Raw genomic sequence first — 19,094 nt, forward strand, 5'->3', positions numbered from 1 at the left:
CTGGTCGTAGCCGGGCTGTGCGTAGCCCTGGCCGTAGCCGGGCTGCTGACCGTAACCCTGTTGCTCGTAGCCGGCGGGCTGCTGTCCGTAGGCCTGCTGGTCGTATCCCTGCTCGTAGCCGGGCTGCTGGCCGTACTGGTCGTAGCCCTGCTGTCCATACGCCTGCTGGCCGTAGCCCTGCTGCTCGTAGGCCTGCTGGTCGTACTCGGGATCGGCGCCCCTGCGCTGGTCGTATCCGGGGTTCTGAGTCATCTTGGGGGCTCCTTGGTCGGGTGCGTCGGCGGGAAGAGCTTGTGCGGCCGGGCGAGGATTCGGGGCCGGGGGACCGGCCGGTGGGCGGGGGGCCTTCGGTGGTGCGCCGTGTGGTTGTCCCGAACGCGGCGGCACCGGGCGGGGCCTCGCGTCAGGGTTCACCGTGCCGCGCGCACGGAAGATCCCGGTGTGCAGGGATGGCGATTGTTCGAACTCTACGACGACCTTGCCGTAGGTCTGCCAACCGTTGTCCTTGATGAAGTGTTCCAAATGCTTCGAGAAAGTCTTGCGGTTCAGTTCGTATTCCGCAGCGATGTGGTCGTGGTCGCTCGGACTCAACAGCAATGTGTAGCTGTTGGCCGCGAGGACGGTACCGTCGCCGAGGTCTTCCAGCGACTCCTCGGCTTCACGCTGAAGGCCGTTCTCGATCTCCTGTGGAGCCACCTGACCACCGAAAACTCGCGCAAAACCGTCGTCAACAGCGCCTTCGAGCTTGCGTTCAATTCGTTGCAGGATCCCCACCGAGACCTCCTTTCGCGGCATTCGAGCGTGTCGCCGTGCATATGGCCTTGTTTGATGATAGCGACAAGAACGGACAACTGTGCCACCGCGACAACTGGTGCATCGTGTGTAACACCTGCCTCATGGGTCTGGCCAGCCACTGGTGCCGCAGGTCACCAGCCTTCCGAATAGCCGCGAACACCCGAGTTTTGTAGTAGGGGCGCCGTGCTGTTATCGTCGTCCAGTCGCTGGACGAAACCAGTCCGACGACATGCCCGCCGGATTTCCGGCGGCCACGGGCGAGTGGCGGAATGGCAGACGCGCTGGCTTCAGGTGCCAGTGTCCTTCGGGACGTGGGGGTTCAAGTCCCCCTTCGCCCACACGGTGAAAGAGGCCGGATCGCGGAAACGCGGTCCGGCCTCTTTTCTTATGCGCAAACCCACCCTTTTTCGGCAAACCCAGCACCCGGTGGGGTGGTGGATCCGGCGAAAAAGGGTGGATCTGTCGGGGGCTACTTCTCGCGACCGACGACGCGCGTCGCGAATCCGTCCAGTCGCAGCTGCAGCGACTGGATCCGCTGCTGCCGCACGGCTTCCGGATCATGACCGCCGAAGACCGGCGGCGGCTTCATGCGCACGTTCTTCGAACACTCGAAGTTCGAGCAGATCAGGGTGCCGACGGTGTCGCCCTTGCGGCCGGCGGCACCGGCGAGCTTCGCGCTGAAGAAGGCGACGTCGTTGGGCAGCAGGACGTCCTCGCAGAACGAACACAGTGGCCGTTTGCGCGGCTGGCGTCCGCCCAGGCGGAGCATGATGCCGACGGGCTCGTCGTCGGTCGGGATGACGACGTAACCGACCATCGGCTGCTTGGGATCCCGCCAGCCGACGAAATCCTTGCGCTCCCAGTTCAGTTCCTTGAAGTCGGGCGGCAGGACGATCGACTTTCGTTCGCGGACGGTCGCATTGACGAAGGATCGACGGATCTCGGATTCGGTCAGGGCATGCATGAGTGAGAAACACCTCGGGTGTCGGGAAGGGTGAGTGAGGGCGCGCGTCGACCGGCGCGGTCCGCGGATGCGGTACTCGCGCCGGTCGGGGCAGGTCACTCAAGCGCCGGCGTGCAGGACGCCGACGACCCCCTCACGCCCAGCGGGCGACGACACGGAATACATGATCCCGATGCTCGCGCCGTGGCGCCGCTCTGTCAACGCATTAATGCCAGCGGTCCAGGGGAGCAGTACCGGCGTCGTCAGCCGGCCAGCAGACCGGCGACCTTCACAACTCGCTGCGCCAGGTGGGCGAGGGCGGCCTTGGTCGCGTCGTCGAGACCGTTCTTGTTCTCCGGGCCGGTCACGTGCGAAACGCCGTACGGGTTACCGTCGGCGAACTTCAGCCCCTCGGTGTAGCCGGGCGGTACGAGGATGCCGCCGAAGTGCATCAGCGAGGTGTACAGCCCGGTAAGGGTCGTCTCCTGTCCGCCATGCGCCGTCTGGCTCGAGGTGTAGGCGGCGTAGGCCTTGTCGGCGAGCTTTCCCTCGGCCCAGAGTCCGCCGAGGGAGTCGATGAAGGTCTGGAACTGCGACGCCGTGCTGCCGAATCGGGTCGGGGAGCCGAAGATGACGCCGTCGGCCCAGACGATGTCGTCGCCGGTCGCGCTCGGCAGATCTTTGGTCGCCTCGTAGTTCGCCGACCAGGCAGGGTTCTCCGCGAAGGTCTCCGGGTCCCGGGTCTCCTCGATGTGGCGCACCCGCACCTCGGCACCGGCCGCCTCGGCGGCGGTCTTGATCTCGTCAGCCATGGCCGTGCCGTGTCCGGTGGCCGAGTAGTAGATGATCGCCAGTTTCGTCATGTCACTCCTGTCTCGGTGGTTGCGACTTTCCGTAGGCGGGTACCCGTGTTCGGTGATGCGACACCCACACACGCCGCGAGAAGCCTTCGACGGGATTCGTCACCCGTCGACCGCCGGATAGGTGGAGCAATGCTGCACATCGGCACCTCGGGCTGGCAGTACAAGGACTGGCGCGGCGCGTTCTACCCGGAACAGGTCCCGCAGCGGGAGTGGCTGGACTACTACTCCGAGCGGTTCACGACGGCCGAGGTCAACAACACCTTCTACCGGCTGCCGGACAAGACGGTGTTCGAGAACTGGGCCGAGACCGTACCCGCGGACTTCCGGATGGCGGTGAAGATGAGCCGCTATCTGACGCACGTGAAGCGGCTGAAGGAGCCGGCCGAGCCCGTCGAGCGTTTTCTCGATCGCGCCGCCGGCCTGGGCACCAAGCTCGGGCCCGTCCTCCTGCAGCTCCCGCCCAATCTGCAGGCACAGCCCGATGCCCTGGCCGCCACCCTCAAGCTGTTCCCGGACACCGTTCAGGTCGTCGTCGAGCCGCGCCACGAATCCTGGTGGACCGACGAGGTGCGAGACGTTCTCGAACGACACGACGCCGCCCTGTGCTGGGCCGACCGGAAGAGTCGATCACTCACCCCGCTGTGGAGGACGACCGACTTCGGGTATCTACGTCTGCACGACGGCACCGCCAAGCGGCCGATGAGTTACGGCGTACGGGCCATCGACAGCTGGCTGCGTCGATTGTGGGACATGTTCGACGACGAGTGCGACGTCTACGTGTACTTCAACAACGATCCGGGGTGCGCCGCGATGGACAACGCGCGCACCATGATTCGCAGAGCCCGGGCCCTGGGGATGCCGGTGGCGACGTTCGACGCGGCGTCCGTCGAGTGATCGAGAACACGCCCATTTAATTGGTATCGGGCATACCAATTTATGTTTTACTTTCGGCATGCAGCTGACACGCTTCACCGACATCGGCCTCCGGGTCGTGATGCGGCTCGCCGTCGACGGTGAACAGTCGATCGGTGAACAGCGTGGGGCTGCAACACCTCTCACCACGAGGGATCTTGCGGCAGAGCTCGCCGTCCCGTACACGCATGTCGCCAAAGTCGTCGGCAGACTGTCGGAGATGGGCGTCGTCCACGCGCGCCGCGGCCGTACCGGCGGTCTGACGATCACCGACCTCGGTCGCGAAGCGCGCGTGGGCTGGCTCGCGCGATCCCTCGAGGGTGACGGGGAGGTCGTCGATTGCGAAGGCCCGCAGCCGTGCCCGCTCCGACGCGGATGCCGTCTGCGGGGAGCGCTCGCCCGTGCGGCCGCCGCCTTCTACGACAGCCTCGACTCCGAGACCGTCGCCGACCTCGCCGCAGAACCGACCACCGCGGTGTTGCTCTCGCTGTCGACGCGGCCACCAGGTGAGCAGGCCGGTTGACCTTCTTGCCGCCCGAGGTGCGAGGAGCGCTGGCGACGAGCCATGAAGGCCTGGTCACACAAAGGAATCGTCACCGCCACAAAGACTTCCGGCCACCCGCCGGAACTTCTATCCCGATGAGCAAGTGAACAAAGGAGTTCTCATGCTGTCCGACACCCAACGTGCCACTCTCGCGGCGACCCTGCCCGCAGTCGAGGGAGCGCTCCCGGAGATCACCCCGCGGTTCTACCGCGGACTCTTCGATGCGCACCCGACGCTGCTGGACAACATGTTCAACCGGACGCACCAGAAGTCCGGCGAACAACCGCAGGCCCTCGCCGGCTCGGTCGCCGCCTTCGCGCGTCTCCAGCTCGAACCCGACGTCCGGCGTCAGCGGTTCATCCTGGACCGGATCGCGCACAAGCATGCGTCGCTGGGTGTCACCGCCGATCAGTACAAGGTCGTTCACCAACATCTGTTCGCGGCGATCGTCGAGGTTCTCGGCGATGCCGTCACGCCGGAGGTCGCCGATGCCTGGGATCAGCTGTACTGGGACATGGCCGATCTTCTGATCGCATCGGAATCCGACCTGTACGCCGCCACGGGTGTCGAGCCCGGTCAGGTGTGGCGTGAGGCCACGGTGAGCGAGCGCGTGCAGGTCTCGCCCGACACGATCGCATTCACCCTCGCGGCGGTCGACGGCACACTCCCGAAGTTCCGTCCGGGACAGTACATCTCGGTGCAGGTTCCGCTGAGTGACGGTGCACAGCAGATCCGTCAGTACAGTCTGACCGGTTCGCCCGACGACGCCGAGTGGCGCTTCAGTGTGAAGCTCGCCGGCGAGGTCTCGGCACACCTGCACGAGCACGTCTTCGAAGGCGACAGCCTGAAGGTCAGCACCCCGTTCGGCGACCTCGTCCTCCCCGACGACGATGCCCCGCTGCTGCTGGCATCCGCCGGGATCGGGTGCACGCCGGTGATCGGCCTGCTGACCGCGCTGGCAGAGAAGGGCGATGCCCGTCCGGTGACGGTCCTGCACGCCGACCGTTCCCGCGACCGCCAGCCGCACCGCGGAATGCTTGCGGCGCTGGTGGACTCGCTGCCGGCGGGCAATCTGATCCAATGGTACGAGAACACCTCGCCGCACATCGTCTCCGATTCGGTCCGAGTCGGCCACATGTCGTTGGACAATGTCGAGGTGCACCCCGAATCCAATGTCATGCTCTGCGGCCCCACCGGATTCCTGTCCTCGATGCGCGAGGAGTTCCTCGGTCGCGACATCGCGGAGAGCCGGATCCACTATGAGACCTTCGGTCCGGAACTCCTGCGGTCGAGCGCGCGATGAGCACCTCCGCGGCGGTCGTCACCGCGCTCACCTTCGTGTGGCTGGGCATGGTCTTCGCGATCTCGTTCCTCGAGGCGCCGTTGAAGTTCCGCGCCCCCGGCGTCACCCTGCCGATCGGTCTCGGGATCGGGCGGCTGGTCTTCCGTGCGCTCAACGCCGCGGAGGTTGTGTGGGCGACAGCGATCCTGGTCGCCGTCGTGCTCGGTTCGTGGCCCGGGGTGGCCACACCGATCGCCGCGGGAGTTGCGATCGCGGCGCTGGCGATCCAGGTCGTGGCAGTGCGGCCGGCCCTCACCAAGAGGTCCGACGCCGTGCTGGCCGGGCACGATGGTCCGCGTAGCTCAGCGCATCTCGTCTACGTCGCCTTCGAGGTGATCAAGGTGGCCGCGCTGATCTGGCTCGGCGCCGCGGTCCTGGTCAGCGCGACCTGACCGAGCAAACCCGGCCGGCGTCGCTCATCGGTGGCCGTCGACGTCACCGATGAGCGATGCGGCCAACTGCTCGGCTTGCGTGCGGATCTCGGGTACGGCGGTGGTCTCCCAGAGTTCGCCGCGACGCAACGATCCGAGGGTCCAGAGCGGTCCCCGACGACCGTCGGCGTCGAGGACGCGCCCATGGTCGGTGATCAGGCCCAGGCCAAGGTCATCGGTGGTCGCGAGCCGGGCGTCCAGTACCGAATCCAGGACGGGATTGCCGAGTTTACGCAGGTCCGGCTGCGGACCGGTGCAGTTCACGATCCATGCATAGGTGCGTTCGTCGTCGCCGGTCGCGACGGTGAGACCACCGGGGACCGCGTCGACGCGGTTGATTCGTCCAGAGCGCACGACGAGGCGTCCCGATCGCCGGGCCTCGTCGACGAGTTTGCCGCTCGACGGGGGCATCCGGTGCCGACGCACGAGCCAGTCGCCGGCCAGTTCGCGGACGAAGGTGCCGCGGTCCGCCTCGTCGAGCCGGGCCCACAGTTCGGCAACGCGGTAGCGCACACCGTCGACGCCGGGGCGCCAATTCCCCAGTAGGCGTTCGATTCTCGCGACATGAGTGGTCACCGCGGCGCGGATCTCGTCGAGGCTGTCACCCCAGGTCGAGATGTCGGGGACGACTTCACCGAGGTAGGTGTCGGCATGCCGCCGGGGGAGTCGGCCGCCGCGTGAGATGGCCTCGACGCGACGGTTGCCGCCCGACTTGAGCAGGCTGATGGCCACGTCGACCATCGTGAGACCGGTGCCGATCACGAGGACGTCCCCGCTGTCGGCCAGTACCGGTTCGAGGGCATCGGGCAGCCACGGGTTGGCGACGTAGCGGGGTTGATCGCTCAGGTCGCAGGGCGCCCAGCCGTTCCCGACGCCGGGGAGTCCGGTCGCGAGCACCAGCCGGTCGCCGTCGAGGACGCTTCCGTCCGCAGTTGTCACCCGAATTCGCTCGCCGACGGCGGCGACGCCGACCGCGCCGTCACGCACGAACCGGACACTCAACCGGTCGCCGGCCCGTTCGCATGCCTCGGCCAGTCGCGTCCGCAGGTAGCGCGCCCACTGCGCGCGCGGTGCGAAGAAGTAGTGCGCCTCGTCGCCGGAAACGAGCCCCCCCGGCACGGCACCAGTCCACGAAGTCGAACCGCTCATCCGGGTCCACCGACATCCCGGACGCGGGGACATTCAGCAAGTGGGCAGGATCCGTGGTGCCGAACGCGGGACCCGCGACCTGGTCGATCGGATCCACGACGACGACCTCGAGCGCTCTTGCCTGTTCATCCGCGGCCACCAGACGAGCCAGATGGAACACGACCAAAACCCGGCGGCACCCGCGCCGACCACGACAATGCGCATCAGCCGACACCGGCGCCGACGGCGCGGGAACAGGCGGAACCGCTTCGTGGACGGGGACGCATTCGGAGCACCGGTACTTCTTACAGCAGGTCGGCGGAGCCGCGCTGAGGAGGAGCGGTCGTCAGTGTCGGCGATCACTGGTCAGATGTCGGAGGCCCTGACGACGCCCAGAGTGGCGTATTAGGTAGCCTAACCTAACTATGCATACCCTATGTCCGGTAGTCGCTTCGTGACCACGATCGATCCGGCGACGATTCCGGCCACGACCGAGAGCTCCGACGAGAGCGTCGTCGCACTGTGGCGGAACATGGCGGCGCAACGTGGCGACGCGGTTGCCGTCCGGACACCCGAGGCCTCCATCACCTACCGCGACGCGGTGAACCACACCGATGACCGCGGACGCGCCATCGCCGCCGCGATGACCGAGCCGGGTCGTCCGGTCGCCGTCGACGTCGAATCCGACATCGACTCGGTTCTCTCGATCTTCGCGGTCCTCACCTCCGGACACCCGGTCATCCTGCTCGATCCCTTCCTGCCCGACGACCGCCGAGACCACATCCTCGGACTGTCCGGTGCACGGCGGATGTCGCCGGCCGAGATCGCCGCGCTGCCGTCGTCGGACGCCCCGCTCGCGGTGCCCGCACCCGACGCCCCGGCAGTCCTGATCTTCACCTCCGGATCCACCGGCAAGCCCAAGGGCGTGACGCTTCCTCATCGCTGGGCTCTCGGGATGGCTCTCGACGGCGCGACCTTCATGCGCTTCGAGTACGACGACAAGGCGACGGCGCTGTTACCGCTGAGCTTCGGTGCGGGCGTCGACTGCCTGCTGATGTCTCTGCTCAACGGATCGACGCTGCTGCTCTGGGACGTCCGCCGACGTACCGCCGAGGGGCTCCGCGACTGGCTGCGGCAGGAACGGGCGACCACCGTCCACTGCACGCCGTCGCTCCTGAGGTCCTGGCTCACCGACCTGGCTCCCGGCGACGTGATCGAGAGCGTCCGTCTGGTGTCGACCTGTGGCGAACCTGTCCACTCCGGCGACGTCGAGCGCGTCCGCGCAACCATCGCACCGGAAGGGGTGTTCTGCAGCTGGTCGGGGTCGTCGGAGTCGGCCAATCTCGCGTTCAACCTCATCCCGGCGGATCGGCCCGTTCCCACGGGTGTAATCCCGGTCGGCACGCCCGCGTCGAAGAAGTCCGTCCGGATCGTCGACGAGGCGGGCCACGACGTCCCGACCGGATCGACCGGTGAGGTCGTCGTCGAGTCGAAGTACATCTCGTCGGGCTACTTCGCCGACCCCGAGCTGACCGCGACCAAGTACACCGAGCTGCCGGACGGTCGCCGCCGGTTCCGGACCGGCGATCTCGGTCGTTTCGACGACCAGGGGCAGCTCCATCTGCTCGGGCGCCGCGACGACGCGGTCAAGATCCGCGGCTATCTCGTCGAACCCATCGAGGTCGAGACAGCTCTACGAGCTCTGCCGTGGACGGTCGATGCGGTGGTCACCGCCGACCGGGATGCCGCGCAGCTCACCGCGCACGTCGCCGTCGATCCGGACAAGTGGACGCCGTCACCGGCCGAGGTCCGGGTCGCGCTCGCGAAGACGCTCGCGCCGTGGATGATTCCGCGTGACGTCGTGGTCCTGACCTCCCTGCCCCGCAACGAGCGTGGCAAGGTCGACCGTGCAGCCCTTCCGCCGGCACCGCCGCGCACACCCGAACCCGTTCGCGGACCGACCGAGTCCACGCTCATGCACATCTGGTGCGACATCCTCGGACTCGACACCGTCGGGCGCAACGAGGATTTCGTGTCCCTGGGCGGTGACTCGCTGGCGGCGGCGAAGATGCTCGCCGAACTGCGCGACCGCTGGCTCGTCGACATCTCGACCGCGGACTTCGCCGGCACCCCGACCATCGCCGGTCTGTCCGAGCTTCTCGACGCCGCTCATCGGGACCGCGCCAGCTCGGTCACCGGTGCCACGATCAGCCGGCTCCGCGAGGGGACCGGCACCCCCGTCTTCGTGATGTCCGGCGCGGGAACACCTGCGGCCAGTCTGCTGCCACTGGCCCGTGAGATCAACGGTGCTGCACCGATTTACGGCTTGCAGGCCCACGGACTCGAGAAACGCGGTCGTGCGGACCGGACGATCCGTGCCGCCGCACGACGCGCGGTGAAGGACATCGAGTCAATACAGGCCGAGGGGCCTTACCGATTGGCGGGCTACTCGTTGGGCGGCTTCGTCATGCTCGAGGCCGCGGCGATCCTGGCCGGACGCGGCGAGCGCTGCGAGTCGGTGATCATCATCGACTCCCGGTTCGAGCCGCAGCTGGTCGAACGCGTCGGCGGCCGCATGACCGACGACACCGGCACCGACGGTCCTGCGACGTTGCCCGACCGCACCGGTACCGTCCCCGAGGGCCCGGCCTCGAATCCGCAGTCGCTGCAGATCTTGTGGACGCGCCTGGTGATGCGGGTGCTGGTCGCCACCGCCGGCTGGTGGAACCTCCCGACGACCCTGCGGTGGAACGTCTTCTGGGACCTCGGTCGCCAGCAGATCCGGCGCCACCGGCCGACGCCGTACACGGGCGACATCACCTTGATCCGGGCCGCCGAGAACCCCGACCATCCCGACACCTGGGCACGTCTGGTGAGGGGTCGCGTGCACACCGTCACGGTCGCCGCCGACCATCACGCGATGATGCGCGCACCGCACGTGACCGCGACGGCCGCCGCAGTGTCGGCCGCGCTCGATCTCACCGACAACGAAGGAACCCTGTCATGACCGTGGTCGCCGTCATCCCGACCTTCGAGCCGACGCGAGAACTCGTCGATTCGATCGAGAATGTTCTCCCACAGGTGGATTCGGTGATCATCGTCGACGACGGATCGCCGTCACTCATGGCCGACCCGCAGGGTGCTGTGCGGACAGTGCTCGACGACTGCGCCGCGGCCGGTGCGACGGTGTTCGAGTCAGGATCGAACCAGGGCATCGCACATGCCCTCAATCAGGGGGTCCGCGAGGCGCTGTCGCGAAATGCCGACGCTGTGCTCACCGTCGACCAGGACACCTCACTCGAACCGGACTACGTCCGACGGGCCGTCGATCACCTCGAGCTGGCGAAGTCGCTCGGCTTGTCGGACGTGATGGCGTCGCCGGCCTTCATCAACGACGACGTGGCTCCGTTCTGGTTTGCCGTCGAGGGGCTGACCCTCGCCTTCGAGCCATTGCAGTCGGGCCTTCTCATCACGCGCAGCCTGTTCGAGAAGATCGGTTTGTTCGACGAGTCGCTGTTCATCGACTGCGTGGAGACCGAGTTCTACCTGCGCGCACGTGCGCACGGCGGTCATGCACTCATCGTGCCGGGCAACCGGATTCGTCACCGGCTGGGACGCGCCGCGACGTGGGTCCCGCCCCGTCCGCTGCGCTGGTTGCTGCGCGGGAGGGGAACGGGTGTGTCGATCGAGTTCACCGAGGATGCGCCCTTCCGGCACTACTACATCGCACGCAACCGGTCCGTTCTCTATCGCCGCTATGCGCGGACCGAACCGCTGTGGTGCGCGGTGTCGATCGCGAAGGATGCCATCGCCCGGGGGCGCGCGATGCTCATCGGCACCGACCGACCCGCACGCGTGTACCTGACCTGTGCGGGCCTGCGCGCAGCCGCAGCCGGCGAGACCGGCCGGATACCCGATCGAACGCTGGGCCGTGCTCGCGGCCTCACGGGAGACAACCGAAAGAGTGAAGTGGAGAAGCCGCGGGTGACCGAACGCTGTGAGGATGTCGAACGTCCTCTCCCCGAGTTGGTGTCGATCGTGATCTCGGCATTGAACTGTGTCGATGTCATCGACATCCAGCTCGAGGCCCTGGCAGCGCAGACCTACGAACGCCCCTTCGAGGTCATCATCGCGGACAACGGATCGACCGACGGATTGCGGGAACATGTGGACCAGCACCCACTGCGGGAACGCCTCCGGATGCGCTGGGTCGACGCCTCGGCGGTGGGCGGGATCTCGTACGCACGGAATGTCGGCGTCGCTGCCGCCGACGGAGAGTTCCTCGCCTTCTGCGACGGCGACGATCGCGTCTACCCGGACTGGCTCGCCGAGCTGACCGCGGTCGCGACGCGTCATTCGGCGGTGGGCGGAGGACTGGAGACCCATTCGCTCAACTCACCCGAGGTCCAGTCCTGGCGAACGATGTTGCCCGCCGACGAGCCGTACTACTTGCGGGAATTCCTCCAGGTACACCCGACCTGCAATGTCGGGGTCTGGCGGGAAGCGTACGAGCGCGTCGGCGGCTTCGACGTCGAGTACGTGAACGCTGCGGAGGATTCAGACCTGCTGATCCGTATCCAGTTGTCGGGCGGCACGATCGGTCTGGCTCCCAAGGCCCTCGTCGCCTACCGGCTCCGGGACACGCTGTCGGGGATGTGGCAGCAGTCGGTGACGTGCGGGGTGGGCACCGCGCAGTTGTACTCCGACTATCGGCACTACGGCATGCCGCGTTGGCCCTGGTATGTGACGCTTGACATGTTCCTCTACATACTGATCCGGAATCCGTTGCTGCCGACCGTGATCACCCGTGTGCCGACCGGCAGGTGGCTGTTCACCGCCGGCAACTTCCTCGGCCGGATCAAAGGCAGCATCAAGTACCGCTGCTACTACGGCTGATCGGGACCCGGAAGGGAACTGCGCACCAGCGGCGAAAGCCGAGGGCGAATGAGGTCGCAGGCGATGTCTGTCATTGCGGCGGCACGACTTCGATCGAGTTCGCATGAACCCACTGCTGTCGCGGGCGACCTCGGTCTAGCGCCCTGCTGCCCGCCGATACCCCGCGAGCGTCGGTCGCGTGAAGATCAGCAGCAGCGCGGCCGACCAGGCGATGGTGAGGAGCAGTGGCTCGGCGATCGGACCGCCGGCCGCGAAACCGCGGATGGCGTTCACCGCGCAGCTGAGCGGTTGATACTCGACGATCGGCTGCAACCAGCCCGGATACGACTGGGCGGGAACGAAACCGGTGTTGAAGAACATCGCGAGGTTGGTGCCGATGGCCACCCATTCGACGATGTGCGACTCCCGGCTGAGCAGGGCGAGGGCGGTCACCATGATCGAGAAGGAGAGCCCGAACACGAGGGTGATCCCGATGATCGCGAGATAACCGAGAACTCCTGACTCGATCCGGAAGCCGATGATGGTGCCGACCGCGAGGACGGCGCTGACCGTGACAACGATGCGGACCGCTTCGGCCAGCAAGCGTCCGACCATCGCCGACGCGCGGTGGACGGGCAGGACCCACATCTTGGTCAGCAGCCCGGAGGTGCGTTCCCGGCGGAGCCCGAGACCGCTGATCGACGCACCGGACATCGCACCGACCAGCGCCACCATCGGGACCATGCCGAAGACGCTCGACGACCCGGAGTGGGCGCTGACCGATCGGTCCAGGACCAGCCAGAACATCAGGACCATGATCGCCGGGAACAGCAGCGACTGCAGAAGCGTCACCGGATCGGTCGCCCACTTCACCAGGATTCGTTCGGCCTGGATCAACGAGCCGCGGATCAACGCGCGCGAGGTGGACTCGGCGGTCCACTTCTGGCGCGGCGGGAACCCCAGGACGTCCGGAGAATCGGTGGCGGATCGGCTCACGGGTACTCGGGTCATGGGTACAGCCGCCGGTGTGTCTGGGTGTGATGGGCGAGCGCCACGAAGACCACGGCCAGCGCGCCGAGCCAGAGCAGGGCGGGCAGGGCGGTCGACATCGTCGGGTTGCCGTCGGCGAGTTCTCGCATGGTCGCGGCGAAGTGGGAGATCGGTTGGTTCCGGGCGAAGGGCTGGGCCCACTCGGGGAATCCCGACTCCGGTACGAAACCGGTCGACAGCAGGCCGAGTACCAGTTGCGGAAGCAGGAGCAACTGTGAGGTGGCCTCCGGATTCCGGGCGATCAGACCCAGCGAATCCGCGCCGATCGCCAGCACCACCGCAACCGCGAGCGCGAAACCGACGAAGGCCAGGGTGTCGAGCAACCCGCCGTCGAACGAGAAGCCCAGCAGCGCACCGAAGACCAGTGCTGCCGTGATCGACACCACCGAACGGATCAGTGAGACGGTCATCCTCGCGGAAAGCGGTACCAGGGCCCGTACCGGCATCGACGCGAGTCGACGGTTCATCCCGCGGAGTTTGTCGAGGGTTGCGCGCTGGGCGGCGGCCATCGCGGTGAAGGCGACGGCCTGCAGCACGATGATCGGCATCAGGAACTGTGCGTAGTCGATGCCCCGGTCGGCCATCACCAGGCGGAGCGGTAGGTAGAAACCGAGCGCGAAGACCAGCGGCATCACCACCGCGACCGCGAACTCGCCCTCGGCCCACGCCGATCGGACACCGCGGTCGGTCATCGTCGTCCACTGCCGGAGAAACGGCCATCTCCGCGAGACGACGGTCGGGTTGTGGTCGTCGGGCCAGTCGATCCGGGAGAAGGTGTGTGTCTCCCGGTCCGCGGGGTGCGTGGTCGTCACCGCGTCGAGTCCTCGGTGGTGCCGCTCGGCGAGCCGGTGAGGGTGAGGAACACGTCGTCGAGAGAGGGGTTGCGCAGGCCGACGTCGGTGAGCCGGATCCCGGCGTCCTTGGCGATGGCGATGACCGCACCCATCGTCTCGACCCCGTCGGTGGTGGAGAGGGTGATCGTCGTGTCGTCGCCGACCGTCGGCCTCGGGTCGACGGCGAGTCGGGTACGCAGCAGCCCGCACATCTCGTCGGACCGCGACGGATCGTCGAGGACCACCTCGCAGTAGGCGCCGCCGACCTTCTGCTTGAGCTGCTCGGCGGTGCCCTCGGCGACCACTCGGCCCTTGTCGAGCACGATGATGTTGTCGCTGAGGCGATCGGCTTCCTCGAGATACTGCGTCGTGAGCAGCGTCGTGATGCCGTCGGCCTTGAGCGCTTCGACCAGCGCCCATACCGCCTGGCGGCTGCGCGGGTCGAGTCCAGTGGTGGGTTCGTCGAGGAACACGACCTCGGGTCGGATCACCAGTCCGCAGGCGATATCGAGGCGTCGTCGCATGCCGCCGGAGTACGAGAACACCGGTCGCTTGCCGAACTCGGCGAGATCGAACTGCTCGAGCAGGTGGTCGGCACGCTCGCGCGCGGCACCCCGTCGAAGGCCCTGCATCCGGCCGAAGAAGATGAGGTTGTCCCGACCGCCCAGCGTCTCGTCGAGCGCTGCGTACTGGCCGGTCATCGAGATGGCCTCGCGGACCCCGCCGGGATGCCGGGCGACGTCGTGGCCGGCGACCGTGGCCGAGCCCGAGTCGGGGGTGATCAGGGTGCAGAGGATGTCGACGAGTGTGGTCTTACCTGCACCGTTGGGTCCGAGGATGCCCAGGACGCTTCCGCGCGGCACCTCGAACGAGATTCCGCGAACCGCGTGGACATCACCGAAGGATTTGGTGATGGCGTCCACCCGCACGGCAGGTTCGGTCATCACAACTCCTGATCGTCGGGCGTCGTCCCTCGGCGGCGCCGGCGAATCTCGTCGGCAGCATGAGGCCGTGTTAAGGTTAGCCTGTGCTAAATCCCGACGGGCAACCCGCCTACTCTCGTGGGCCGCATGCCGTGAACTCGGGAGGTTCACCACCGGCGGTCCTCATGTGACGCCGACGAACCACGGCCGTCGAGCCGTCCCACCCAGGCGATTCTAAACGCCTGACCACCCCAATCCAGCCCGGTCACCTCGCGGTACCGGGTCTTCTTCGGCATGCCCTGACCCACCCGGAAGCGACGAGAAGTGACCACCAACGATGTCCACGAGCGGCACGACGCCGCATCGACGAGCATGTCGGCCGTCGGTGAACGCCTGGTCCCGTTGTCGGCTGCGCAGCGCAGCATGTGGTTCGCCCAGCAGCTCGTCCCGCAGACCCCGTTCTCGATCGCGCAGTACATCGAGGTGCTCGGCGATCTCGACACCGAACTGCTGACCGACGTCGGCCGGCAGGTGGCCCGCGAGTTCGGCACCGCGATGGTCCGGCTCGTCCCCGCCGACGACCCGACCGAGGCCCCGCTGCAGTACCTCGACGAGGAACTGCGCGATGAGATGTTGCACCTGGACTTCCGGGACCACGACGATCCCGAGGCCGCCGCCCGGGTGTGGATGGACGAGGAGTTCCGCCGCCCGCTCGACCTCTTCGCCGACCGCCTCATGGAATCGGCGACGCTGCGCATCGATGACCGCCGGTACTTCTGGTACAACCGCGTGCACCACATGCTGCTCGACGGCTACGGCGCCTCGGCCTTCGCCGAACGTGCGGCCGCCGTGTACACCGCACGCGCACAGGGTCTTCCCGTCCCACCCCCGAAGTCCGGCTCTCTCGAGGACTTCCTTGCCGACGACGAGGCCTACCGGTCGTCGACCCGTTTCGGACGCGATCGCGACCACTGGGCGCAGCGCCTGCACGACCTGCCCGATCCGGTCCGCCTCGCCGATCCCGTCATCGGCGGGGGAGCCGACTCCCGCACGGTGGGAGGCGAACTCGACCCCTGCCTGATCGCGAACGTGGAGCGCTACTGCGCCGACAACTCGGTCACCGTGGCAGCACTGGCGAGCGCGGCGCTCGCTGTGTACGTCGCACGGATGGCCGGTACCGACGACGTCGTACTCAGCCTGCCGGTGTCGGCCCGGACCAATGCGATGCTCCGGCGTTCGGGCGGCATGGTGTCCAACGTCGTGCCCATCCGCAGCGGCATCACCCCCGACATGGGGATCGGTGACCTCATCGCCGGCATCACCACCGAACTGAGCGGGGCCCTGCGCCATCAGCGGTATCGCTTCGAGGACATGCGTCGCGACCTGGCCGCGCGGTCGGCCGCCGGTTCCTCGGTGGGTCGCGGCTTCTTCGGTCCGGCCGTCAACGTGATGATGTTCCGCAGCGAGATGATCCTCGGCGATTGCATCGGCTACAGCCACATCCTCAGCACGGGCCCCACCGAGGATCTCGCCGTCACCGTCTACACCGGCACCGGATCCGGCGACCTCCGCATCGACCTCGAGGCCAACGCCGCCGCGTATCCCGAACCCGAACTCGTCGCCCATCGCCGCCGCTATCTTCGCGTCCTCGCGGACATGGTCGCGACCGGACCAGACACCCGGGTAGCCGACCTCGACATCCTCGACGAGGACGAACGGGCACTTCTGGTGCCGGCGCGCGGGCCCGTCGCGTCGGAGCCCATGCTCTTCGCCGACCTCGTGACCCGCACGGCTGCAACATATCCGCGCGCCGACGCGGTCGTCGACGGGGCACGTACGTTGCGCTACGACGAGCTCGTCCTCCGGGCGCACCGGCTGGCGCGGATCCTCATCGACCGCGGCGTGGGACCGGGCGTCACGGTAGCGCTGCTGTTGCCGCGTGGAAGATACTCCGTCACAACGCAACTCGCGGTTCTTCTCGCAGGTGGCGCCTACGTGCCGATCGACCCGGCGCTCCCCGACGACCGGTTGAGCTACCTCCTCGACGACAGCGCCGTCGATCTCGGCATCGTGGGCCCCGGTGGTCGCGCCCGGCTCGACGGCCTGAACAGTCGGTGCGAGTGGATCGGCTTCGACGACGACCTGGTCGTCGCCGCCTACCGGGACGCCTCTGCGCAGCCGATCATCGATGCGGACCGTCTCCGCCCGTTGCACGTCGACGACCCGGCCTACGTCATCTACACCTCCGGCTCGACCGGCGTCCCGAAGGGCGTCGTCGTCAGCCATCGCGGATTGGTCTCCCTCGCCGACGAGCAGATTCGCCGCTACGGCGTCGGATCGGGTTCGCGCACCATTCAATTCGCATCACCGAGCTTCGACGCCGCGGTGCTGGAAACCCTGCTGGCCCTCGCGTCGGGTGCCACCATGGTGATCGTCCCGCGGCACATCTACGGCGGCGGGGAACTGGCCGCGCTACTTCGCGAACAGCGCGTCACCCATGCCTTCCTCACTCCCGCCGCGCTGGCCACCCTGCCCGCCGACGCGCACGGTCCCGGCGGACTCGACGATCTGCGCACCGTCATCGTCGGTGGCGAGGCCTGCTCGCCCGATCTCGTGGCGCGCTGGGGGACCGGTCGGCGCATGTTCAACGCGTACGGGCCCACCGAGGCCACGGTCATGGCGACCCTCGCCGGCCCTCTCGATCCCACCGAGCCGGTCACGATCGGCGGGCCCATCTCCGGGACGACCGCGATCGTCCTCGACCACCGTTTGCAGCCGGTACCGGCCGGCGCGACGGGCGAGCTCTACATCGGCGGTGCGGGCGTCGCGCTCGGTTACCACCGGCGACAGTCCCTCACCGCGTCCCGGTTCGTGGCCGATCCGTGGGGTCCCGCGGGTGCACGGATGTACCGGACCGGCGACCTGGTCCGCTGGCGCCTGGCCGGCGAAGGCGAGAATGCCGCATACCGGCTCGACTATCTCGGTCGCGCTGACCGACAGGTGAAGATCCGCGGATTCCGCATCGAACTCGGCGAGATCGATGCCGCGATCGGAGCCGTTCCCGGCGTCGACCTCGCGGTCACCGAACCGCAGACGATGCAGGCCCCCGACGGAAGCCACGCCGACGGAAGCCACGCTGTCGGAAGCCACGCTGTCGGAAACACTTACCTCGTCGGTTACTACACGGGAACCGCCGACACCGGGGCCATTCGCGAGCAGTTACGGGCGGTCCTGCCCGGACACATGGTGCCGACCGCGTTCCTGCGTCTCGACCGGATACCCACCACCACCTCGGGAAAGCTCGACCGTGCGGCCCTGCCGGTACCCACGATGCAGGCGGCGCCCTACGCCGAGCCGCGTACCGACACCGAACGTGCCGTCGCCGACGCCTTCGCCGAGTGCACCGCCGCCGCGCAGGTGGGCCGGGACGACGACTTCTTCGCTCTCGGCGGCGACTCCCTGTCCGCCACCCGGATGGTGTCCACGCTGTCGGGTCAACTCGACGCCGACATACCGGTTCGTTGGGTCTTCGAGTCACCGACGGTCGCCGACCTCGCCGCGCGGCTCGCGGACCCGGCAACCCGTCGAATCCCCGAACTCCGCGCCGGACGCAGTGTCTCGGGCGGCGCGGTGCCACTGTCGCCCGCCCAGCGCCGCATGTGGGCCATCAACCAGCTCGACACGGCCTCACCGGTTTTCAACATCCCGCTGGCTCTCCGCCTGCGCGGGGCCCTCGATCGGCAGGCACTGCACGACGCAATCCTCGACGTCGTCGAGCGCCACGAAACCCTGCGCACCGTCTACCCCAACGGTCCACGCGGTCCGGTCCAGCAGGTCGAGCCCGCCGCCGCAGTCGACCTGCGCACCCTGACCGAGCCGGAGGTCACCGACGATCTCGAAGCCAGGCTGGCCGAGCTGGCGACCACCGGTTTCGATGTCGCACAGCGAGTGCCGGTGATGATCCGGCTGCTCGCCGTCGGCACGGACGACCACGTCCTCGTGGCCGTCGTGCACCACATCGCCGCCGACGGCTCGTCGACCGCACCGCTGGCCCGGGACCTCGTCGTCGCCTATCAGGCGCGCCGGGGCGGGACCGCACCCGAGTGGATGCCGCTGCCGGTGACCTATCGGGACTACACGCTGTGGCATCTCGACGTGATGGGCGAGGAGGCCGACCCGTCGTCGGTCGCCGCCGTCCAACTCGACTACTGGCAACGGCATCTGAGCGGTCTACCCGATCTCCTCGCGCTGCCGACGGACCGCCCGCGACCGGCGCACCCCCGGAGGCGCGGCGGTGAACTACACGCCGAGATCGACGCCGAGCTGGTCGACCGGATGCGCACGGTCGCACGGAACACCGGGACGACGCCGTTCATGGTCGCCCACAGCGTCCTCGCGATCCTGCTGTCGCGGCTCAGCGGAACTGACGACATCGCCGTCGGCACCCCGGTCGCC

14 protein-coding genes, 1 tRNA gene and 1 pseudogene are annotated in these 19,094 nt (G+C 67.7%); 8 read left to right on the forward strand and 8 right to left on the reverse strand.

From position 1 onward, the window contains the following. Positions 1-774, reverse strand: a 774-nt coding sequence (locus tag OK17_RS11135) for a DUF3662 domain-containing protein (RefSeq protein WP_461417475.1), incomplete at its 3' end; no start/stop codon positions are given. A 276-nt stretch (positions 775-1,050) separates the two neighbouring features. On the opposite strand from OK17_RS11135, the gene OK17_RS11140 reads away from it, so the two are divergent. Continuing rightward, a tRNA-Leu gene (locus OK17_RS11140) sits at positions 1,051-1,133 on the forward strand. A gap of 131 nt (positions 1,134-1,264) precedes the next feature. Here OK17_RS11140 and OK17_RS11145 read toward each other — a convergent pair. Together OK17_RS11145 and wrbA are read right to left on the reverse strand one after the other, a co-directional pair. Continuing rightward, positions 1,265-1,759, reverse strand: a complete 495-nt coding sequence (locus OK17_RS11145; protein ID WP_232718436.1) for an FBP domain-containing protein — start codon at positions 1,757-1,759, stop codon at positions 1,265-1,267. A gap of 242 nt (positions 1,760-2,001) precedes the next feature. Next, a complete protein-coding gene (wrbA, locus tag OK17_RS11150) occupies positions 2,002-2,601 on the reverse strand; it encodes an NAD(P)H:quinone oxidoreductase (protein ID WP_232718437.1) in 600 nt (199 codons plus the stop codon). Between the two features lie 129 nt (positions 2,602-2,730). On the opposite strand from wrbA, the gene OK17_RS11155 reads away from it, so the two are divergent. The 4 genes from OK17_RS11155 to OK17_RS11170 all read left to right on the forward strand — a co-directional run bounded on the left by OK17_RS11155 (position 2,731) and on the right by OK17_RS11170 (position 5,791). Then, on the forward strand, positions 2,731-3,495 hold the full coding sequence (locus OK17_RS11155; protein ID WP_461417476.1) for a DUF72 domain-containing protein: 765 nt from the start codon (positions 2,731-2,733) through the stop codon (positions 3,493-3,495). Positions 3,496-3,553: 58 nt separating this feature from the next. Then, complete coding sequence (locus OK17_RS11160; RefSeq protein WP_461417477.1) at positions 3,554-4,036, forward strand: RrF2 family transcriptional regulator; 483 nt, start codon at positions 3,554-3,556, stop codon at positions 4,034-4,036. A gap of 142 nt (positions 4,037-4,178) precedes the next feature. Then, on the forward strand, positions 4,179-5,360 hold the full coding sequence (locus OK17_RS11165) for an FAD-binding oxidoreductase (protein WP_461417478.1): 1,182 nt from the start codon (positions 4,179-4,181) through the stop codon (positions 5,358-5,360). Then, entirely contained in the window at positions 5,357-5,791 is a 435-nt protein-coding gene (locus OK17_RS11170; RefSeq protein WP_232718441.1) for a hypothetical protein, read from the forward strand. The genes OK17_RS11165 and OK17_RS11170 overlap by 4 nt, the downstream gene beginning before the upstream one ends. Positions 5,792-5,815: 24 nt before the next feature. Here OK17_RS11170 and OK17_RS11175 read toward each other — a convergent pair whose 3' ends face one another. Both OK17_RS11175 and OK17_RS11180 read right to left on the reverse strand, forming a co-directional pair. Next, positions 5,816-6,949, reverse strand: a complete 1,134-nt coding sequence (locus OK17_RS11175) for an FAD/NAD(P)-binding protein (RefSeq protein ID WP_461417479.1) — start codon at positions 6,947-6,949, stop codon at positions 5,816-5,818. A gap of 46 nt (positions 6,950-6,995) precedes the next feature. After that, positions 6,996-7,193: pseudogene (locus tag OK17_RS11180) on the reverse strand (FAD/NAD(P)-binding protein); the annotation flags it as partial. Positions 7,194-7,394: 201 nt separating this feature from the next. Between OK17_RS11180 and OK17_RS11185 the strand changes: the two are divergent. Both OK17_RS11185 and OK17_RS11190 read left to right on the forward strand, forming a co-directional pair. Further along, positions 7,395-9,965: an AMP-binding protein gene (locus tag OK17_RS11185; protein ID WP_461417480.1), complete on the forward strand. Its 2,571-nt coding sequence runs from the start codon at positions 7,395-7,397 to the stop codon at positions 9,963-9,965. Then, positions 9,962-11,854, forward strand: coding sequence for a glycosyltransferase family 2 protein (locus OK17_RS11190; RefSeq protein ID WP_461417481.1), 1,893 nt, complete (start codon positions 9,962-9,964; stop codon positions 11,852-11,854). Before OK17_RS11185 ends, OK17_RS11190 begins: the two co-directional genes overlap by 4 nt. Before the next feature lie 135 nt (positions 11,855-11,989). Here OK17_RS11190 and OK17_RS11195 read toward each other — a convergent pair whose 3' ends face one another. From OK17_RS11195 to OK17_RS11205, 3 genes are read right to left on the reverse strand one after another with little or no spacing between them, the layout of a single operon-like run. Next, a complete protein-coding gene (locus OK17_RS11195) occupies positions 11,990-12,844 on the reverse strand; it encodes an ABC transporter permease (protein WP_154883731.1) in 855 nt (284 codons plus the stop codon). Continuing rightward, positions 12,841-13,695 (reverse strand): ABC transporter permease, encoded by an 855-nt coding sequence (locus OK17_RS11200; RefSeq protein WP_461417482.1) that lies wholly within the window; start codon positions 13,693-13,695, stop codon positions 12,841-12,843. The genes OK17_RS11195 and OK17_RS11200 overlap by 4 nt, the downstream gene beginning before the upstream one ends. Next, positions 13,692-14,660: a daunorubicin resistance protein DrrA family ABC transporter ATP-binding protein gene (locus OK17_RS11205; protein WP_006868431.1), complete on the reverse strand. Its 969-nt coding sequence runs from the start codon at positions 14,658-14,660 to the stop codon at positions 13,692-13,694. The genes OK17_RS11200 and OK17_RS11205 overlap by 4 nt, the downstream gene beginning before the upstream one ends. Before the next feature lie 303 nt (positions 14,661-14,963). Between OK17_RS11205 and OK17_RS11210 the strand changes: the two genes are divergently transcribed. Beyond that, the coding region (locus OK17_RS11210; RefSeq protein ID WP_461417483.1) for an amino acid adenylation domain-containing protein at positions 14,964-19,094 on the forward strand (4,131 nt) is incomplete at its 3' end.

This window comes from Gordonia sp. GN26 (assembly GCF_054823965.1).

What these genes read in the sequence shown, in the direction of transcription:
- OK17_RS11145 (WP_232718436.1), bottom strand. Translation starts at nt 1,759, where the DNA reads ATGCATGCCCTGACCGAATCCGAGATCCGTCGATCCTTCGTCAATGCG.
- wrbA (WP_232718437.1), bottom strand. Translation starts at nt 2,601, where the DNA reads ATGACGAAACTGGCGATCATCTACTACTCGGCCACCGGACACGGCACG.
- OK17_RS11155 (WP_461417476.1), top strand. Translation starts at nt 2,731, where the DNA reads ATGCTGCACATCGGCACCTCGGGCTGGCAGTACAAGGACTGGCGCGGC.
- OK17_RS11160 (WP_461417477.1), top strand. Translation starts at nt 3,554, where the DNA reads ATGCAGCTGACACGCTTCACCGACATCGGCCTCCGGGTCGTGATGCGG.
- OK17_RS11165 (WP_461417478.1), top strand. Translation starts at nt 4,179, where the DNA reads ATGCTGTCCGACACCCAACGTGCCACTCTCGCGGCGACCCTGCCCGCA.
- OK17_RS11170 (WP_232718441.1), top strand. Translation starts at nt 5,357, where the DNA reads ATGAGCACCTCCGCGGCGGTCGTCACCGCGCTCACCTTCGTGTGGCTG.
- OK17_RS11185 (WP_461417480.1), top strand. Translation starts at nt 7,395, where the DNA reads ATGTCCGGTAGTCGCTTCGTGACCACGATCGATCCGGCGACGATTCCG.
- OK17_RS11190 (WP_461417481.1), top strand. Translation starts at nt 9,962, where the DNA reads ATGACCGTGGTCGCCGTCATCCCGACCTTCGAGCCGACGCGAGAACTC.
- OK17_RS11195 (WP_154883731.1), bottom strand. Translation starts at nt 12,844, where the DNA reads ATGACCCGAGTACCCGTGAGCCGATCCGCCACCGATTCTCCGGACGTC.
- OK17_RS11205 (WP_006868431.1), bottom strand. Translation starts at nt 14,660, where the DNA reads ATGACCGAACCTGCCGTGCGGGTGGACGCCATCACCAAATCCTTCGGT.